The 17,818-nt window shown below is 63.1% G+C and carries 12 protein-coding genes and 1 pseudogene; 10 read left to right on the top strand and 3 right to left on the bottom strand.

The window, feature by feature from the left end:
- Positions 1-171 precede the first annotated feature (171 nt).
- Together QGN31_RS25180 and QGN31_RS25175 are read left to right on the top strand one after the other, a co-directional pair.
- Positions 172-1,683, top strand: a complete 1,512-nt coding sequence (locus QGN31_RS25180) for a PEP-utilizing enzyme (protein ID WP_043954282.1) — start codon at positions 172-174, stop codon at positions 1,681-1,683.
- The gene (locus tag QGN31_RS25175) at positions 1,683-2,573 is read left to right on the top strand and encodes a hypothetical protein (RefSeq protein ID WP_014941084.1); all 891 of its coding nucleotides are present in this window, start codon (positions 1,683-1,685) and stop codon (positions 2,571-2,573) included. The genes QGN31_RS25180 and QGN31_RS25175 overlap by 1 nt, the downstream gene beginning before the upstream one ends.
- Positions 2,574-2,644: 71 nt before the next feature.
- On the opposite strand, the gene QGN31_RS25170 is transcribed toward QGN31_RS25175, so the two are convergent.
- Positions 2,645-3,760, bottom strand: coding sequence for a phosphotransferase family protein (locus QGN31_RS25170; RefSeq protein WP_043955562.1), 1,116 nt, complete (start codon positions 3,758-3,760; stop codon positions 2,645-2,647).
- 96 nt (positions 3,761-3,856) lie between these two features.
- A complete protein-coding gene (locus QGN31_RS25165) occupies positions 3,857-4,495 on the bottom strand; it encodes a TetR/AcrR family transcriptional regulator (RefSeq protein ID WP_176218134.1) in 639 nt (212 codons plus the stop codon).
- Positions 4,496-4,707: 212 nt separating this feature from the next.
- Between QGN31_RS25165 and QGN31_RS25160 the strand changes: the two genes are divergently transcribed.
- The 4 genes and pseudogenes from QGN31_RS25160 (at position 4,708) to QGN31_RS25145 (ending at position 10,275) form a co-directional block, all read left to right on the top strand.
- Positions 4,708-5,769, top strand: a complete 1,062-nt coding sequence (locus QGN31_RS25160) for a hypothetical protein (RefSeq protein ID WP_014941087.1) — start codon at positions 4,708-4,710, stop codon at positions 5,767-5,769.
- 684 nt (positions 5,770-6,453) lie between these two features.
- On the top strand, positions 6,454-7,137 hold the full coding sequence (locus QGN31_RS25155) for a hypothetical protein (RefSeq protein WP_233425314.1): 684 nt from the start codon (positions 6,454-6,456) through the stop codon (positions 7,135-7,137).
- Positions 7,138-7,139: 2 nt separating this feature from the next.
- Positions 7,140-8,861: a PEP-utilizing enzyme gene (locus QGN31_RS25150; RefSeq protein WP_014941089.1), complete on the top strand. Its 1,722-nt coding sequence runs from the start codon at positions 7,140-7,142 to the stop codon at positions 8,859-8,861.
- 63 nt (positions 8,862-8,924) lie between these two features.
- A pseudogene (locus QGN31_RS25145) lies at positions 8,925-10,275 on the top strand (ISNCY family transposase).
- 208 nt (positions 10,276-10,483) lie between these two features.
- Here QGN31_RS25145 and QGN31_RS25140 read toward each other — a convergent pair.
- Positions 10,484-12,190: a phytoene desaturase family protein gene (locus tag QGN31_RS25140; protein WP_014941091.1), complete on the bottom strand. Its 1,707-nt coding sequence runs from the start codon at positions 12,188-12,190 to the stop codon at positions 10,484-10,486.
- A gap of 475 nt (positions 12,191-12,665) precedes the next feature.
- Here QGN31_RS25140 and QGN31_RS25135 point away from each other — a divergent pair, with 475 nt between their 5' ends.
- The 4 genes from QGN31_RS25135 to QGN31_RS25120 all read left to right on the top strand — a co-directional run bounded on the left by QGN31_RS25135 (position 12,666) and on the right by QGN31_RS25120 (position 17,656).
- Positions 12,666-13,769, top strand: coding sequence for a phosphotransferase family protein (locus tag QGN31_RS25135; RefSeq protein WP_233425315.1), 1,104 nt, complete (start codon positions 12,666-12,668; stop codon positions 13,767-13,769).
- Positions 13,770-13,780: 11 nt separating this feature from the next.
- Positions 13,781-14,917 carry an LLM class flavin-dependent oxidoreductase gene (locus QGN31_RS25130; protein WP_014941093.1) on the top strand — a complete coding sequence of 379 codons (1,137 nt, stop codon included), beginning with the start codon at positions 13,781-13,783 and terminating at the stop codon, positions 14,915-14,917.
- A gap of 8 nt (positions 14,918-14,925) precedes the next feature.
- On the top strand, positions 14,926-15,888 hold the full coding sequence (locus QGN31_RS25125; RefSeq protein ID WP_014941094.1) for a DUF7065 domain-containing protein: 963 nt from the start codon (positions 14,926-14,928) through the stop codon (positions 15,886-15,888).
- Between the two features lie 163 nt (positions 15,889-16,051).
- Positions 16,052-17,656, top strand: coding sequence for a PEP-utilizing enzyme (locus QGN31_RS25120; RefSeq protein WP_014941095.1), 1,605 nt, complete (start codon positions 16,052-16,054; stop codon positions 17,654-17,656).
- Positions 17,657-17,818: the final 162 nt, after the last annotated feature.

The raw sequence follows: 17,818 nt of genomic DNA, 5'->3' as shown, positions 1-17,818 counted from the left end.
ACGAGCGCATATGATATTTCTAATCCGGATAAAAAAATTCTGATACTTCAGTAGCGGGAGGCTCGCGTGGCGAAAGCGACCGGCGTTGTGGCGGCGTCTGCCCTACATGCCGTTTCGCCTCCAGATGCGTCGTGGAGTTCGGTCAACCTGGCTGAGGCCGTCCCGGGTGTGATGACGCCGCTGTGCGCCAGCGTGTGGGTTCCGGCCAGCGAACTCGGACTGCGTGCCCCGTTCGTGGCCATGGGTGTGCTACCGGCCAATCAGGCGGCTATCCCAGAGCGTGGCGAGCACCGGATCACTGGTGCCTTCTATGGCCGGATGGCCGTGCGGGTGGATTTCCTCTGCGCGATGGGTGATCTGATCCCTGGGCAGTCAGGCGAAGCGCTTTCCCGGGACTTCTTCGGCTTTGTTCCCGATGATTTCGTCAGCAGGCCGTCTATCCGGCGACTCCCGTCGATCGCCGTACGCTATCCCCGGACGCTGCTGTGCATCGCGCGGCGAATCGAGCGGCTACGCACCGAAACTGACGCGTGGTGGCGCAGCGCGATCGGCATGATCGATTCGGCGTCCGGCGAGCAGCTCCGATCGTTGATGGCAGAGGCGATTCTCCGCTTCCAGCAAACACTCGCCGTGCAGGCCGTGGTCAGCGCCTGCGCTATTCAGCCGTTGCACGAGCAACTGACCAACCTGGCCGCCATGGCCGGCGTGGATGCCACTGAACTGTTGCGCGGCCACGGCTCTCACGAGGAGGCCCGGGTTTTGGCCGACCTGTGGCGCGTCTCGCGCGGCAGCCTCGAACTCTCGGACTTTCTGGCCTGGCACGGCTACCACTGTCCCGGTGAGGGCGAGCTGTCCAGCGTGACATGGCGGGAGAACCCTGAACCCGTGCGCAAGCTGGTCGCGCAATACCGGGCGATGGACGATACGGCAGCGCCCGACAGCGATCCCGCTGCGCAGCGCCGCGCGGGCAAGCCAGCCGAGAGCCGCTTCTACGCGTCGTTCAGGGGTGCGCAACGGCTCAAGTCTCGGCTGGTCCTGCGACTCGCCCGCCGATTTCTGCCGCTGCGCGGTGTCGGGAAAGTTTCATACCTGCAAAGCCTCGACGTGGTGCGGGCCTGTGCGCGTCGTCTCGGGGACCAGTTGGTCGCTGAAGGTGTCCTCGGCGACCGTGACGATGCTTTTTATCTCACCGCAGAAGAACTATCCGCCAGCCTGCCGCCCGACGTCAAAACCATTGTGGCTCAGCGCCGCAAGCTTCGAGACGAGTACCGTCAGGTCGCGGTCCCGTCGTCGTGGAAGGGGCAGCCGCAACCGGTCGTGCGGACCGGCGGAGAGGCCGAGGATGTGACCACCCTGGCCGGTGTGGGCGCGTCCGGAGGCGTCGTCGAAGGTCGCGCGGTGGTCGTCGACGAACCCGCGGATGCCGACATCAACGACGGTGACATCTTGATCGCGCGCACCACCGATCCGTCCTGGGTATCGCTGATGTTTCTCGCCAGTGGGCTCGTCGTCGATATCGGCGGCATGATGAGCCACGCCGCGGTGGTCGCGCGCGAACTCGGCATCCCATGCGTCATGAACACCGCCCGCGGTACGTCCACTCTGCAGACCGGCGACCTGATCCGCATAGACGGTGCCGCCGGAACCGTTGAAATCCTGCAACGAATAGGAGTCACCACCTGATGACCGCTGCCGAAATCACCAAGGCATGGGGGCCACTGGCCGAACCCATCCACGCCGACGCCGCCGGTCCCAACGATCCGGTCTGGAAAGACAACGCCTACCTGTCCTTCTGGGACACCCATAACCAGGTGTTCGGCACGTTCCATGTCTCCACATCACCCAACGGAACGGGCGCCCGGCGGGCCCGGTGCAGCGTGTCCGTGCAGGGCAAGGTTCTGGAAATCATCGAAGATCTGCCACCGGGCAGCTTTGACAGCGCGTCGATCCAATTCGGGCTCGACGGCCAGATCGCAGTGCGCCATGAGCGGTTACAGGCGGATTTGGTCAATGTTCCGCTGTTCGTCGCGGCCGACTATGCGGTGAGTGGGGTTGTTCCCGAGTTGGTGCCCGGCAAGCCGCTGCAGCACTTCCAGCAGGCCTGCGAGATCAACGGCACCCTGGTGCTCGACGGCGTCGAGGCACCGGTGCGAGCGCAGGGAATGCGCGACCGCACATGGGGTTTCCGCGACGAGTCCGCACAGTGGATCGAATATGCGGGTCTGGTGGCCGTCATCGGCGACACCTTCGTCACCGTCATGAAATTTCTGGGAGCAGACGGCTCGCTACGGTCGGATGGGTTCCTTATCAACGCGAATCGATCGGTCACCATCGTCGACGTCGCATTCGGGCGCGATGCTGCCGGGCAGTTCCGGTTGGCCCGTCTGCGAGACGCGGAGGGTGGCAGCCGGCTGGTGACGGTCTCGTCGAGGCTGGCCGGATTCTTTGTGCCAATGGGCGCAGACTCCGAGGGCCCGTCTTTTGGAACCTATGACGACTTCATGTCGCTCGACAGCGAAAACAGTTCCGGTGCGGGTTTTTTCGAGCAAGGCATCCTGCACCGAGTGTTCTGATCGAGTGTTCTACGGCTAGCCATCGAGCACCCGCGCCGACCAGGACGACCGGCAACGGGGCCGAGGACTGGTCAGCGGTGCCCGGTGATCCACCCGACGGCGCCGGTCGGTGCGGGCAGATCGAGCAGGGAGGCCAAGACTTGCGAGGCCGGATTGTTGAACGGCATTGGCGCATCCGGGGGCAGCAGGCCCAGCTCGATCATCTGCTTGCCGACGCGCAGTAGCAGGATCGCGCCCCGCAGCGCAGCCCACGCTTCGAACCAGTCGAGGTCGTGCATTGTGCGGCCGGTGAGCTGCTCGAAACGTGTTATCGCGGCACTACGGTCCGGAAAGCCCTCCAGGCGCGGCAGCCCGATCCCGGCCGAATAGACACGGTCGAAGAACAAGAAGTAGCCCAGGTCGACTTCGGGGCGCCCGAGGGTGGCCATTTCCCAGTCGAAGACACCGGTGACCTTCTGGTCGGGGCCGAACATGAGGTTTCCGAATCGGGCGTCGCCCCAGGAGACGACCAGCGGGTTGTCCCGTGTCGGTCGGGAGGCCGCCAGCAGCTCGAAGGCCTTATCGATGGTCGGGCTGCGTGTGTCGCCGGCGGCCCAGCTGTAGAAGCGTTGCCAGTACTGCAGTTCTTGCTCTATGACCGTGTCGCCGAGGTCGGCGTGCAGTAGCTCGGTCAGGCCGAGCGTCACGGGATCCGCCCGCTGGATGTCCGCGATAACCTTCAGAGCCTCGTCGAACATGGTCGCGCGCTGTTCGGCGGTCAGGTCGACTACCCAGCCCGCGGTCACAAAGGGCGGATCATCACCAGGCACTTCGCCATACGCTCGCTCCAGCAATGCGAATGGTGAACCGAGAACGTCGCCGGTGGTCTCGTGGGCCAGGACCCGGGGAATCGGGGCATCGGTGTGTGCCGACAGCAGTGACATCACTCTGAGTTCACGGCCCAGATCGTATGTCTCGAACAATCCGCCGTCCTGAGGGGGGATCCGAAGGACTAAACCCTCTCTCACCAGCTCACCGTGCTGCCGCCAGCTGGCCTCGAATAATACTGTCTCACTGGACATTCCACTCGCCGAGGGAATTATCACGTTCGACACCTTGACCGGCCCGGAGGCATCTAACACGGTCGGCAGCCAGGCGGCAAGGTGTTCACCGACGACATCCGCGTCCAGTTTGTTCTTCAGCGCCATGATCATCCTCGATCTAATGTCGATACAACAAAAATTTAACTGGAATTAGAATATACCTCGCGAAAGTCAACCGTGGGCTTCAGTCGCGGGCGGCATTCAGACCGCGTACAGAGTGCCTCGCCACATGGCCACCAGAACGTCGACCGCGCTCTCTTCGTCTCGAAGGCTCGACTCGACACCGAGCCCAGCGATGTGCAGCACTCTTTCGGTGCCCCAGAACAGGGTTGCCGCAAGCATTCTGCTCGGTATCGGCGAGGTGATCATCCCGGCGGCGCGTTCGCGTTCGATCTCCGCCGCCCCGGCGGCGATGAATCGCTCGGCTATCCCCAGCCACAGATCGCGCAGCTCGGGCTCGGCATGCCAGTGATGGTTGGTCGCCTGGAATACCGGTCGGTGTCGGTGCCAGGCGTGTGTCACGGCCCGAATGCTGCGTTCCAGGGCAACCGTTGGGGAGTCCTCGGGGGATCGAGCAAGAAACGGCTGCACTGTCTGGAAGATGTCTTCCATCGCGCGCTCGAGCAAACCGCTGACGACGGAGAACTTGGAGGCGAAGTAAAAGTAGAAGGTCGCCCTCGATACTTTTGCTTCAGTGAGAATCTGCGCGACGCTGATGTCCGTCAACGATTGGCGTGCGAGTAGGCGCGTGGTGGCGGCCAGGATGTTCTCGGCTGCTGAGGCGCTGTCGGTGTCTGCGACTCTTCGTCGACCGAGCGTTCGCCTCGTCGTTTCGGTCATCGCGGCCACCTTACTACCGATTTGCCCATCTCAGCGGTGCCGGACGGCGGATTTAAACTAACTTCAATTGAGGGTATACACGATGTATGGACATTGTGTTAGTGTGAGCCGGTCCACACTTGCGGGGAGCTGTCAGCGCCGTCACTGGCGCCCAGGGGTGTCTCTCGCTATTGCACAGATTGCCGATGGATAGGCGGAAAGGTCAGATTCGGATGAGTTCGATGATCAGCGTCAGCGCGTGGCCGCTGGTAGGTCACGAGGGGTGGCCACCCAATATCGTGCCAAGTCCGGGTGACTTCGAATGCAGCACAACGTCCCAGATCATCTTCTTCTTCGTAGCCGGCGCTGCGGTGGTCCTCTTCGCGCTGCCCTGGGCGATCAGGGCGGCCCTCGGGCGGGGGGCCTCGATGCGCAGGAAGAACTACGTGCCGCTATTGGCGTTGACCAGTGGTCTGATCTGTTCCCTGCTGGAGCCCATGCTCGACATGCTGGGTCATTTGCATTGGGCGAAGAACCTGGTGCCCGCTTTCACCAACTTCGGCATCACCGTACCCGCCCTGATTCCACTGTGCTACGTGGCGTTTCTCGGACTTGAAGCCCACTTCTGCTATTTCGTCATCCGCAATGGCGCGCGCGCCCGGCACTTCGTGATGCTGCTTGGACTGGGCATCTTCACTGATGCGCTGATGGAGACCATCGGCATCAACTTGGGCGTCTACACCTACTACGGAGTGCAGCCGTACACATTCCTGAACTTCCCATACTGGTGGGGCTTCATCAACGGAGGCTCGTTCGTCACCATCGGCGCAATTTTCGCCTACGCGGTGCCGCGTCTGGATGGGACCCGCAAACTGTGGCTGCTGCTGCTCGCGTCGCCGACCGGCATGATGATCAATTACTTCGGAGTTGGCTGGGTGCACATTCTTGCCAGCAACTCGACGATGCCGGTCGTGCTCAGATGGGTGGCGACGACGGTCATGATGGCGATGATGGTGGGCTGGATGTTCGTGCTGCACCACCTCGTCGGGCGACCGAACGATCTGGCGGCACCGAACTGGACCTTGTGGCGGATTTTCGCCTACGGCAAGATCACACCCCGCCGCGCGACACGTATGAGCATGTGGCAGAAGATGTGCGAGGAAGGCGGCGTTCAGCCCTCCGACGGAATCGCGACGGATCCCGAGGATACGGATCAGGCACTGATCGTTGGCCCCACCGTAGTGATCGCCAACGGCGCGAGCCGGGCATCGCGGCGCGACGTGGCCGCGTTCTGATCGCCTTCGTGGGTCGCCCGGGCTAAGTCCTGGGCGACCCACGAACGGGCCGCCGCACGGTCTCGCCGGTCAACGCCGGCCGATAGCTGTAGCGGGTCCTAGCCGGGCAATGTTCAAAGTGCGGCTGATCGGCATCCACTTCATCAAGTTAAGTTCTGCCCCAGTGCTTCTGCGCGGAATATTCGAGGGATATCTGCTGGTTGTTTCGTCGGTGCTCGTGGCTCTGGACTTTTTGGTCAAGCCGTGGTCACCCAAGTTGACAGGGTGTTGTACAAATTTAATCCAGATTATAATCTTGCGAATGTGTCCCATCACGTGACCGCCAAAAACCGGTTACTCACTGGCAGCAATCCCTTCAATGTCGAACCCGAAATGGACCTGTTGCATACAGCGCCAGCTGATGCACCGGGCTGGAGCGAGACGATGTTCTTCCACGCGTGGTCTCCCCGGGAGAATGTCGGTGTATTCGTACACACCGGCAGGTGGCCGGGCGACCTCGATCTGTGGTGGGCTCAGGTAATCGCGTTGCTCCCCAATGGTGAGTTGCTGGTCGATCGGTCGTGGGGGCGAGCAACAGACAATCGAGGTCCGGCGACGGGAAACCTCAAAGTCACGTGCACTACTCCGTTGCGCAGCTGGCGCTTGGTCTTTGACGGGGCTGGGGCTATCTGTGACCTCAGCGCAATGGCGGCAGGCCCGGTGGGCGCCGGACCGGCGCGCCGGCTGTCTTTCGACCTGGAACTACAAGCCGCCGCCCCGGTGTGGGACCTGCACGGCGCGCTGGGGATCGACCGCCTGAGCTGGGCCTCCTTCCACCACAACCAGGGGTTCCGAACGAAGGGCTCGCTGACCGCGGGCTCGCAGCGTTGGGACATCGACGGCGTCGCAATTCGGGACCATTCCAGCGGGCCACGGAACGTCGGGCAGTTGGGTGGGCTGCACTTTCTGTTGTTGGTGTTCCCCGAGAGTGGTCGCGTGGTCAACGGCCTGGTGAACTGGCGTCAGGACGGCAGTGTCGACCATCGCACCTTCTGCACTCAGGAGGCCGGTGTCTGCGAGGTGGGGGCCGACGTCCGAGTCACCGGTTTGCATTCGGTCGCGACCCACGAACCACGCTCGATGGACATCACCCTGCAGCGCGCGGACCATTCCTCGGAGATTTTGAAAGCCACGTGGTTGCACGGCTATTCGTTGACGTATCTACAGCCCAACGAGAACATCAATGGAGTCGACGTAGTTACCCAGCCCGACCCTCTCGTCGTCACGCAGAGCACGGTTCGTGTGGTGGCGCCTGACGGCCAAGTCGGTTACGGCGTCATCGAGCGTGACTACCGACCGTCTGCGCTTCCCTCAACTGAGGAGCGGTAAGGATGTCGCTGAATCAGTCGGATTCCTCCCTATTCCTGTCCGAGGAAGAACTGGCCGCAAGCCCGGTTCATCATCCGGGAGCCAAGCGGCGATGGACCACCGCCAACGTCGATGAAGGCCTGCCCGGCACGATCACCCCGCTGACCTGGTCCATGTACTTCCCGCCCACCGAGTCCACCATGCGCGGTTGCTGGGTGGATCTCGGTGTGCTGCCGGAATCGCAGCGCCCGATCCCAGACGACGTCGACGGTCGCTTCCTCTCCGTGGCCTACGGCCATGCCATCGCCAACGTGGATCTCTTAGGCCAGATGGCGGCGCGTGTGCCGGGAGGCTCTGCGGCAACCATGGAAGCTCAGTTGTTCGGATCGGTCGAGCGCGATGGCGAGCCCGAGCCCAGTGGACTACGCAAGATGCGCCGCTATCCGTTCGTCGCGGCGAAGTTTCCCCGCGCACTGCGTCGCGCGATGCGCGAGCTTGAACCGTGCGCGCAGAATACAGCCCGCTGGTGGCGGGCTACCGTCTTCGAACCCGATGCGCTGGTGGGCAATTCGGCCGTGCAGGCACTGGCCGAGGCGCGCCGGCGGTTCGAGGAAATCCTGGTCACCCACATGGTGCTCTCGATGGCGTGTCAGGGCTTGATGGGCCGCGTCGAGGCATTGGCCGTCAAGGCCGGGCTCGACGGAGTGCAGCATGAACTCATCAAGAGCGATGAGGGGACTGCCGAGTTCGACTTGGTCCGTGATCTGTGGAGCCTGTCGGCCGACACGATCACGCTCCAGGATTTCCTGCACCGGCACGGCTTCCACGGCCCCCGCGAGGGGCTGGTGGAATCGACGGTATGGCGGGAGAATCCCCGGCCCGTCGCGGATCTGGCCGCCGCCTACCGCTCCCGTCGCGGCGGTGAAGACATTGACGCCCTGGTGTTGCGACGGCGGAGCGAGCATGTGGCCGCAGTCCGCCGGCTGGAGCAGGCGCTCGGCCCGATCCGATCGATCCCGGCACGCGCACTCATCCGATTCGCGGCGCACGCGCCGACGTGGCGCGAAACCGGGCGGGCCAGCATGTTGCAAGCCGTCGACGTCGCCCGCGCGGCATCACGCGTCGTCGGTCGGGATCTTGCCGAGGCGAGTGTGCTCGACGATCCCGCGCACGTGATGTTCCTGACGATCGACGAGATCGTGCGTGGTGATCGTGGCGACTGGCCTGATCTCGTCCGTCAACGTCGATCCGACCACGCAACGTTCGACCGGATCGACCTTCCGCACGTATGGCGTGGCGTGCCCGAGATTGCCGCCGCCGCTGCCGCGGCCACCGGGCCGGCACCCGAGCACCAGCCCGACGTCGTGGAAGGTCTAGGGGTGAGCGCCGGTACCGCCGAAGGAATCGTGCGCGTCGTTCGTAATCTCGATGACGCCGATATAGACGAGGGCTCCATCCTGGTGTGCCGCGCGACCGATCCCAGCTGGGCATCGTTGTTCGCGCTCGCCGAAGCCGTGGTCACCGATGTCGGCAGCGCGATGAGCCACGCCGCCATCGTCTGCCGGGAATTGGGGCTGCCCTGCGTCGCCGGCACCCGCACCGGCACCACAACGCTGCGTGACGGGATGCGAGTCCGGGTTGACGGCACGACTGGTCGCGTGGAAATCCTGCACGACGCATCGCGTGTCGACCCACAGCCGACTAGCTACTTCGACCTGAAAAAGTCGGGGTGTGGCGGTGCCTGATCTGGTGTTTGTTTGAGGCGATGATGGCCTCGAACCCTTGGGCAAGAAGGGATCGAGGCCATCGTGTTCAGAACTGTAAACGACCAACTGTCGCTATGGGAGGCAATCCTGCCTCCGGAGCTGCTGGTGTTGCCCGGTGAGTTGGCTCGGGTGGACGTGTTGCTGGATGATCCGGCGTCCGTCGGTGCCGATGGAGACCTATCTACGGATGATGTTCTTGAAGTTCCGCTATCGGCTGGGTTTCGAGTCGTTGTGTCGCGAAGTGGGCGATTCCATTTCTTGGCAACGGTTCTGCCGTATCCCTTTGGGCACGCGAGTGCCGCATCCGACCACGCTGATGAAGCTGACCAGCCGCTGCGGGGAGGCCGCGGTGGCTGGGCTCAATGAGGCGTTGTTGACCAAGGCTGCTACGGCGAAGCTGGTCCGCACCGACAAGGTCCGCGCCGACACCACGGTCGTGGAGGCCGCGGTGGCCTATCCGACTGATTCAGGCCTGTTGGCCAAAGCGGTTGGCGGCATCGCCGCGACGGTGGCGCGGATACAGGCCGCTGGTGGGGCCACCCGCACCCGGGTGCGGGATCGCAGCCGTTCGGCAGGCCAGCGGGCCCGTTCGATCGCGGCCAAGTTGCGGCTACGTGGTGCGGCGGCCCGCGAGGAGGGCCAGGCTGCGGTGCTGCGGATCACCGGCCAACTGGCAGATGTCGCCGAGGCCGCCATGACCGACGCCCAGGCCGTGGTGCGCAACGCCCGCCGTGGTCTATCTCGTGCGACCGGCCGAAGTCGTGGGCGACTGCATCGAGCGATCAACGATCTGGCCACCCTGCTGACACACACTGAGCAGGTGGTGCGCCAGACCCGCAGCAGATTGGCTGGGGTGATGCCGGATTCGATGAGTCGCATCGTCAGCTTCCACGACGTCGATGCCCGCCCAATCCGCAAGGGCCGACTCGGCAAACCGGTAGAGTTCGGCTACAAAGCTCAGGTCATCGACAACGCCGACGGGATCATCCTCGACCATGCCGTGCACGTCGGGAACCCTGCCGACGCGCCCCAGCTGGCGCCGGCGATCGCCCGCATCGCTGAGCGGATCGGGCGTGTGCCCACTGCGGTGACAGCCGATCGTGGCTATGGATACACCTCGGTAGAGATCGATCTGCACGACCTCGGGGTGCGCCGTGTGGCCATCCCACGAGCCAGCAGACCAGGAGCTGCCCGGCGGGAGTTTGAACACCGAAAAGCGTTCCGCGCCAAGATCAAATGGCGAACCGGATGCGAGGGCCGGATCAATCACCTCAAACGCAGCTATGGATGGAACCGCACCGAACTGACCACCCTCACCGGAGCACGCACCTGGTGCGGACACGGCGTCTTCGCCCATAACCTGGTCAAGATCAGCGCCCTGGCCGCCGGATAGCCAAATCCCGTCCCCACCCGGTCATCCACACCACGACCACGCCCAAGCCGCAGTCACCATCAAGCCTTTTTCAGGTCGAAGTAGCTAGAGCGCCATCTTTCGCTGAATTCGGCCAAGCCCGAACACAAATCGCGCGTCATCGCAGAGTCTGAGGTTCGGCTGCACTTGGACGGCGCCGTCCCGTCAGCGATCGGGACGGCGCCTCACATCAACGGGCTACCGGGAAGGGGTCGTTCTGACCGCTCGAGTAGGGGTCGGTGTCTGCTGCCTTCCGTGAGCTCATCAACTCTTTCAACACGCCCGCGATGCGCTCACCTTTCTTCTGCAGGTGGAAATCCTTGAGCATGGTTCGCGCAGCGTTCTGGCCGGGCATGCCGCTGATACCGGCGACCGGGTGGGTGCCGGATCCGGTCAGGTAGAGACCTTCGATCGGTGTCTTGTACCCGGCGAATCCGGCGACCGGCTTGTTGGGGCCGAAGCGACTGATGGTCGGGTCCACGTGGTACACCGAGCCGTCGATCGCCCAGAACCGCTCTTCGATGTCGGGCAACACCAAGGGACGCACGGCCACCTGCAGGTCTTCGACGCCTTTGTAGTACTCGTCGGCGTCTTTGATGATGCTGTCGGTGATCTTCTTGCGGGCCACGTCCCAGCCGTCCTCTGGATAAGACGGGGTGAGGCCGGTCCAGAACCACCAGAGGTCCTTACCGGGAGGCGACATCGACGGATCGAAAGAGTTCGTCACCTGGGCCAGGCCCGGGATGGCCTCCGGCACCTTGCCCCGCACGCAGGCGCGGGCGGCCTCGACTGCTTGCTCGTACGTGTGGTAGCAGTTGCACGCCTGCCGCATATCGATACCGTCGCCGCGCCACTTTTCATGCTTGGACATGTCGATGCGTCCGGACAGCGCGACGTTGACTTTTGCGTCGGCGATACCGCGTTTGCGGGTCGGGATGTGGTCGGCGGCGTTCTGCTTCTTCGGTTCCAGAACGCCACGTGGGAGCAACCGCGTAAGCGTCGTCTTCGGACTGCATGCGGTGAGAACGGCACGCCGAGCGCGGATTTCAATCCCGCCCTTGACACGTACCCCGGTGCAGCGGTTGTTGGTGATGATCAGCTCTTCGACAGGGGAGCTGGTGATCACGTCACCATGATTGTCCTTGATCACGCTGATCAGCGCTTTCGGCAGCGATCCGGTGCCGCCGTGGAACATGGCCACGCCGTACTTGCTCAGCACCCCCAGGTAGATCAGCGACCAGCCAGACATATCAGCGTCGAAAGGCATGAACGGGAGACTGCTCAGCATCGGTGCACGGATCATGTCGTGCTCGAAGCTCTCCTCGACCGCCTCCATTTGAGAGCTCGACATCCACCGGCCGAGCGCTGCGAGCTGTTTCCGGTTCTTCAGCACCGCGCGTGCCGATTTCAAGATGTTCTTGATCTCCGGCTCACGGACGTTGGTCTGCATCATGGGCAGCCCGATTTCGACGGCAGCGTCGATTACCTCGTAGAGCTCGAGTAGCGCGCGCGCGTCCTTCTTCGAGAAGTACTCCAGTTCTGCGGCGGTCTTGCGGGGGTCACGCCACAACCCCAGCGACGCGCCGTCAGCCGAGAGTTGAAAGTGTGCGGGGTCGATAACCGTCTGCCGCAGACCGTAATAACGGGACAGCCCAAGATCGCGGTCGATCGTTGTGGTGCGGAACAACGACGCCTGGATCGACGCCTCGTTGATCGTGTACTCAGGCGCTTCTGGGGCGAAGGAATTCGTCGACGTCATACCGCCGGCGGTCGGGGACGCCTCAACGACGAGAACATCCAGCCCGGCCTTCGCGAGATATGCCGCGGCGACCAACCCGTTGTGCCCCGATCCCACAACCACAATGTCGGCTTCGCGCGGCGGGAGAGCGTCCTTCATCACCAGTCCTTCGATCGTCCGAGAGCGAGACTCGCTCAGCGCTCTAAATCTAACCAATATTAAATAGTGCTATCGCGGGCCCACGGTCGCGGCCGAAAGGTTTGCTGCCCTATGAATCCCGCTCAAGTGCGTGCCTGCCCGAACACTCGAACAAGGGCCGTCGGCACCGTGGCCATCGCCACGATTCTGATGCACCATACACACTGTATGCTCAATGCGATCCAGAGCACAACCCACTTTCGGAGCCTACTTGGGGGCCGCAGGGTCGAGACGTGACCGGGAATGCCGTGCGTCATCGGAGCCCGGCAAGACCGGACCCGGGCCCACGGTTCGCATCGTCCAACCTGAGCCGCGAAGCATCAGGACACCAAATTCGCCCCGAATCTTGTGCAAGACTTTTTACTTGAATATAGATTCAATAAGCCAATCAACTCACGTCGCCGAAGCCGGGAGAGCTGCCACCATGGTCAACCCAATGTCAACCGTCGATGCGCAACGCCGACGCACGGCCATCATTGATTCTATTGATCAGGCAACGCCCGCCTGGCTCACCGGCACCCTGCAGGCTGCCGGCGTGCTGTACCAGGGCGAGGTCACGGAAGTGACCAGCGAACTCATGAATGTCGGTCAACTGGGACTGGTCGCGCGTTTGAATCTGGCCTACGACAGCAGGGAATCGGACGCACCTTCCTGCGTCATGTTGAAATTGCCATCAACTGATGCCGGGAGTCGAGGCCTCGGCGTGACCCTTGGCTTCTACGAAGTTGAAGTGGGGTTCTACCAACAGATAGCGCCTACCGTCGGCGTCCGAGTTCCGCTGGTTTACCAGGCTGACATCGAGCCCGAGACCGGGCGCTTCACGCTGCTGCTGGAAGATCTCAGCTCGATCGCTGCGCCCGGAGATATGATCGCCGGCGGCACCGTGGAGCAAGCCGCGCAGGCGCTGGACGCGGTGACGACGCTGCACGCGCCGAGGTGGGCCGACCCGAGCCTGGCCGCACTGACGTGGCTGGCCAAGCCGCAACGCCTGCAGAACTTCTTCGCCGGCGTCGAGCCGATGCTGCCAAGCTTTCTCGAGCGCTTCGGCGACCGCCTCGACTCTCGCGATGTGGCTCTCGCCGAGCAGGTGGCACCCCACGCCAACTCATGGGCTGAGCGAACGGATCAGGGGCGCAAGACGGTTCTTCACGGTGACTACCGCATGGACAATGTGTTCTTCCCGACGGTGCCCGACCAGCCGGCCGCTGTGATCGATTGGCAGGCCGCCCAGCTGGGTCCGCCGCTGATAGATGTGGCCGTCTACCTGGGCGGTTGTCTTTCGCTGGAGGATCGGCGAGGGCACGAGCGTGAACTGCTACAGCGATACCAGGACGGGCTGGTGTCTGGCGGTGTCACGGACTTCTCCTTCGACGACGCGTGGGCGAGCTATCGCTGGTGTGCCTTCTACGGCTTCATGCTCTCGATACCTATGGCCGTCCAACTCGAGCGATCCGACCGTGGCGATGCGCTGTTCGCCGGCATGTTCGCCGCATACGCCCACCAAGTTCGCGACCTGGACTCGATGGAGCTGCTGAAATGAGCCGCCGACCTGTGACCACTGCGCTGGCATTCTCGTGTGATCGCTACACGCCCCCAGCGGTTTTCGGGCAGGCCGCCGGGGCCGCTTTGGACAGCGGCGCCGTCGACGAACTGCTCGTCTGGGACCAGATGACCAATTTCTGGCCGCGACAGCTGTGGTGCCCCGGCAATACCCCCATGGCGTCGGTCGTGCCCGACCTGGACTCGTACTGCGACGCGTTCGCGATGAGCGCCTACCTCGCGGCGAAGGCTCCCGGCCTTGGCATGACGATCAGCACCGACGCCATCCGGCGCGGGCCTGCGGAGTTGACACAAACCATGATGACTCTGGCCAACCTCACTGAAGGTCGCGCGAAGATCATGATCGGAGCGGGCGAGGCCAAACAGATAACACCCTTTGGGTGGCGGAGGTCAGAGGGTCTAGAACGTCTCGAAGATCAGTTCAAGGCCTTCGACGCGTTCTGGAATACCGACGGACCGGTCAACTTGGCAGGCAATCACTGGACTTTCAAAAACGCCTGGCTGGGTGAAGCGCGTGGTCACCGACCTACCGTCTGGGCGTTGGGCGGAGGCCCAAAGCTTCTCGACCTCGCCACCACGTACGCCGACGGATTTTCTGCCATCGTGCCCTGCGTCGCCCCGAGCGTGGATACGTGGGCTCAAACGGTTACCACGCTGAAGACCGACTTGGAGCGAAAAGGACGTGACCCGGAAGCCTTCGAATTCGGCATCTGGTTCATGTCATTGATCCATGAAGATGAGCAACTCCTCGAACAGGCATTAGACAATCCGCTGATGCGCTGGATGGCAGGAGTCTTCGGTCGTGTCGACCAAAGCGCATGGGACGCAGAGGGAATCGAACCGCCGTTGCCGAGGGGCTGGCATTACGCCATCAAACTGCTCCCGGTTCAATGGACCGACGCCGAGATCGACGGTGTGCTCAACCGCACAACACATGAGATGGCTCAGAAATCATTCGTATACGGCACCCCGGCCTCCGTCGCGGATCAGGTGGCGCAATACGTGGAGGCTGGGGCCACCTGGGTCAGTGTCTGCGACATCCTGCCCCTCATCCTCGACCCCGCGGACACACAACTCGGACAGCACAGGAACCTCGAAGTCTGCGCCCGTTTGAAGAAACACGGATGACGCGGAGGATGAGCAAGCAGTATTCCTACGACGACGAGGGCAGCCACGAGCCCGTCAGCGACGACCCCGACTGGCAGGAAAGTGTGTTCGTGCACTGGTATGACCGCGCCGCCGGGATCGGCGGAGTCAGCCGGATCGGCCACGAACCGAACCGACCGGACGGTGGCCGGTCGGCGCTGCACTGTTTCGTGGCGACCACCGAGGGCATCCGCTTTCGTCGCAACGATTTTCAACTTCCCTTCGAGCCGGCCGCATCACCACGTGGATTTCGCTCCGGCGGCTCGGAGTGGCATGTCGACGCGGGAGCACCCAGGCTGGTGATCAATGAACCCGGCGTGCACGTCGACTTGCGCATGGACAACTTCTATCCGTTGACCGACTTCTTCCCACCCAAGGGGAGCATGACTGAGGATTTCGCCAAGGACCACTACGAGACGTCGGGACGTATCCGCGGTAGCGCCCGTATCGATGGCCGGAGTTTCGACGTTGACGGGATGTACCATCGCGACCACTCGTGGGGTTTACGCAAGACGATGACCCTGAAGAGCCACCGGTGGATCTCTGGAACCTTTGGCCCGGACCTGTCTTTCGGTTCAATCATCTGGCATGCCGCCGACGAGTCGATGGTCAGGGTCGGCTACCTCGTCCGCGACGGAGAGGTCAACTACGCGGCTGACGTTGACGCCGTGACGTTTCTTGAGCCCGATGGATTAACGCACCGAGGCGGCGAAGTCCGCTGGTGGATGCCCGACGGAGATGTCTTCGAGCTTCGGGCCGAACCCGTCGACGCCGTCGTGGCCCATCTGCACAACGCCTACTACGTCGACTCCATCTGCGACGTCCGATTGCCCGGCGCCGACCGTTGGGGGATCTGCGATTTCGAAATCAGCAACAACGCTCGATTAGGAACCGCGCCCGTCGGCACTTCAATCAACGCTGCGCTCGCCAGCGGCCTGACGAAAAGGCAATGACCATGAGCGCCTTCGATCGAAAATCCCCGCCGTTGCCCGCCCGGATGACTGAGGTGATGCCTTCTACCGCAGCAGGTTTCGTCGCCGAGAAATGTATGTTGACGTTCCGAAATATTCAGCAGCACGCTGCGCGGGGGATTGCCAGGTGACGCGGGTAAGCGACATGCTCAAGACGCTGGACACGGTTGATCCGCGTCCGGGGGTGCGGTGGACCACCGGCAACATTGCCGAGGCTTTTCCCGGCGTGTTCACCTTGTTCGGCATGACGTTCGCGTTTGAGCCGATGGAGATGTCATTCCGGCGTCTTTTCGTCGACCTGGGGGTCTTCGCCCGTAACGAGCTGCGGGTGCCCGAGGATGTTGAGGACTGCTTCCTCACGGTGTTCTCCGGTTGGGGCGCGGGGAATATCGACAAATTCCGCGAAATCGCCAATGTGATGCCGGGGACTACTGCAAATGCTGTCGAGCAGCAGCTTTTCGGGTATGCCCGGCCTGAGACCGTCGACGAGAACAGCCGGAAGCGCTACCCGGCGATCATCGTGAAAGCCCCGCGCTGGATGCTGCGCACCCCCAAGCGGCATAACACGATGTTCGCCAAGCTCCGAACATGGCGGCTCGATCAGCTTTCGAGGATCGCCAACCTCGACGAAAACGGTTGCATGGCAGTGCTTGCCGACTCGCGCCGCCGCTTCGAGGACATGATGAAGATTCACATGGGCGTTGCGATGGTCAGTTCCTCGATCGCTGAGAAGGTCGCTGCTGCTGCTGCCGCCGCCGGTAAGCCGGGACTGGAAGCACAACTGCTCTCCGGCGTCGGTTCCGATGAAAACGAGGTCGCACACGATCTGTGGGCGTTGGCGCACAACCAGATAACGGTCGGTGAATTCACGGACCGGCACGGCTACCACGGCCCCAACGAGGGGCAGTTGATCGGCGTCACGTGGCGCGAGAACCCAGCTCCCGTCCTGGCGCGCCTTGACGACTATCGGGCAATTGACGCCGGAAGCCCGCGTGCACCACGCAACCGCAGCGCCGCGCAAGCGGCCGCCCGCCAGCGGGCGCTCGCCGAACTGTTGGCCGCGACTCCTAGATTCAAGCGTCGCCTTATTGCGATGATCGTCAAACTGGCGGCCCGTTTCCTGGCTCTGCGGGAACAGGGTAAAGCCGGTTACCTGCTCACCTACGACGTGGCCCGTGCGACGGCTCGGAGGCTCGGTGCGTTGCTCGTCGAACGCGACATCATCGCCGACTCTGAGGACGTTTTTCACCTCTCGTATCACGACCTGGTGGCTGGAATCTCCGGCGATCAGCGTGCTGCGGTCGCCGATCGGGTGGCGCAGTACGCCGAACGTCAAGGCATTCGGTTGCCCAAGGCATGGTCCGGCAGCCCGGATATCACCAAACTCGCAACGGCTACCGGCGAACTGCTCGACGTCGGAGGGATAGTGGCCGGCGTGGCCGCCAGCGGCGGCATTGCCGAGGGGCGGGCGCGGGTGGTGCGTGACCCCGGCGACGTAGACATCGACGACGGTGACATTCTCGTGTGCGAAACCACCGACCCATCCTGGGTGTCACTGTTCCTGGTGGCAGGGGCGGTGGTAACCGATCACGGCGGCATGCTCAGCCACGGCCCGATCGTCGCCCGCGAGATCGGCATACCATGCGTGTGCGGTACCGAAACCGGCACCAACCGCATCCCCGACGGTGCGCAAGTACGGGTCAACGGCGATGTCGGCACTGTCGAAGTGATCGGGTGCTACGCCCAATAAAAGGGTTCCTGCTCGTGATGCGTGACGTCGTCCAGTCTCGCCGTGTATGCGGTTGAAAGGCGGCCGCGCCGTTGGGGCTTCGACCTGGGCTGTGGCGGGGTCAAACCGCCGGACCGCCACCGCGCGCCAGTGTTGGACTTACTCCGGCGAGAAGCCCAAGTG

The organism is Mycobacterium sp. 2-64, assembly GCF_035918375.1.
Lineage (GTDB): Bacteria > Actinomycetota > Actinomycetes > Mycobacteriales > Mycobacteriaceae > Mycobacterium > Mycobacterium intracellulare.
This window is presented reverse-complemented; position numbering and strand designations above follow the sequence as displayed.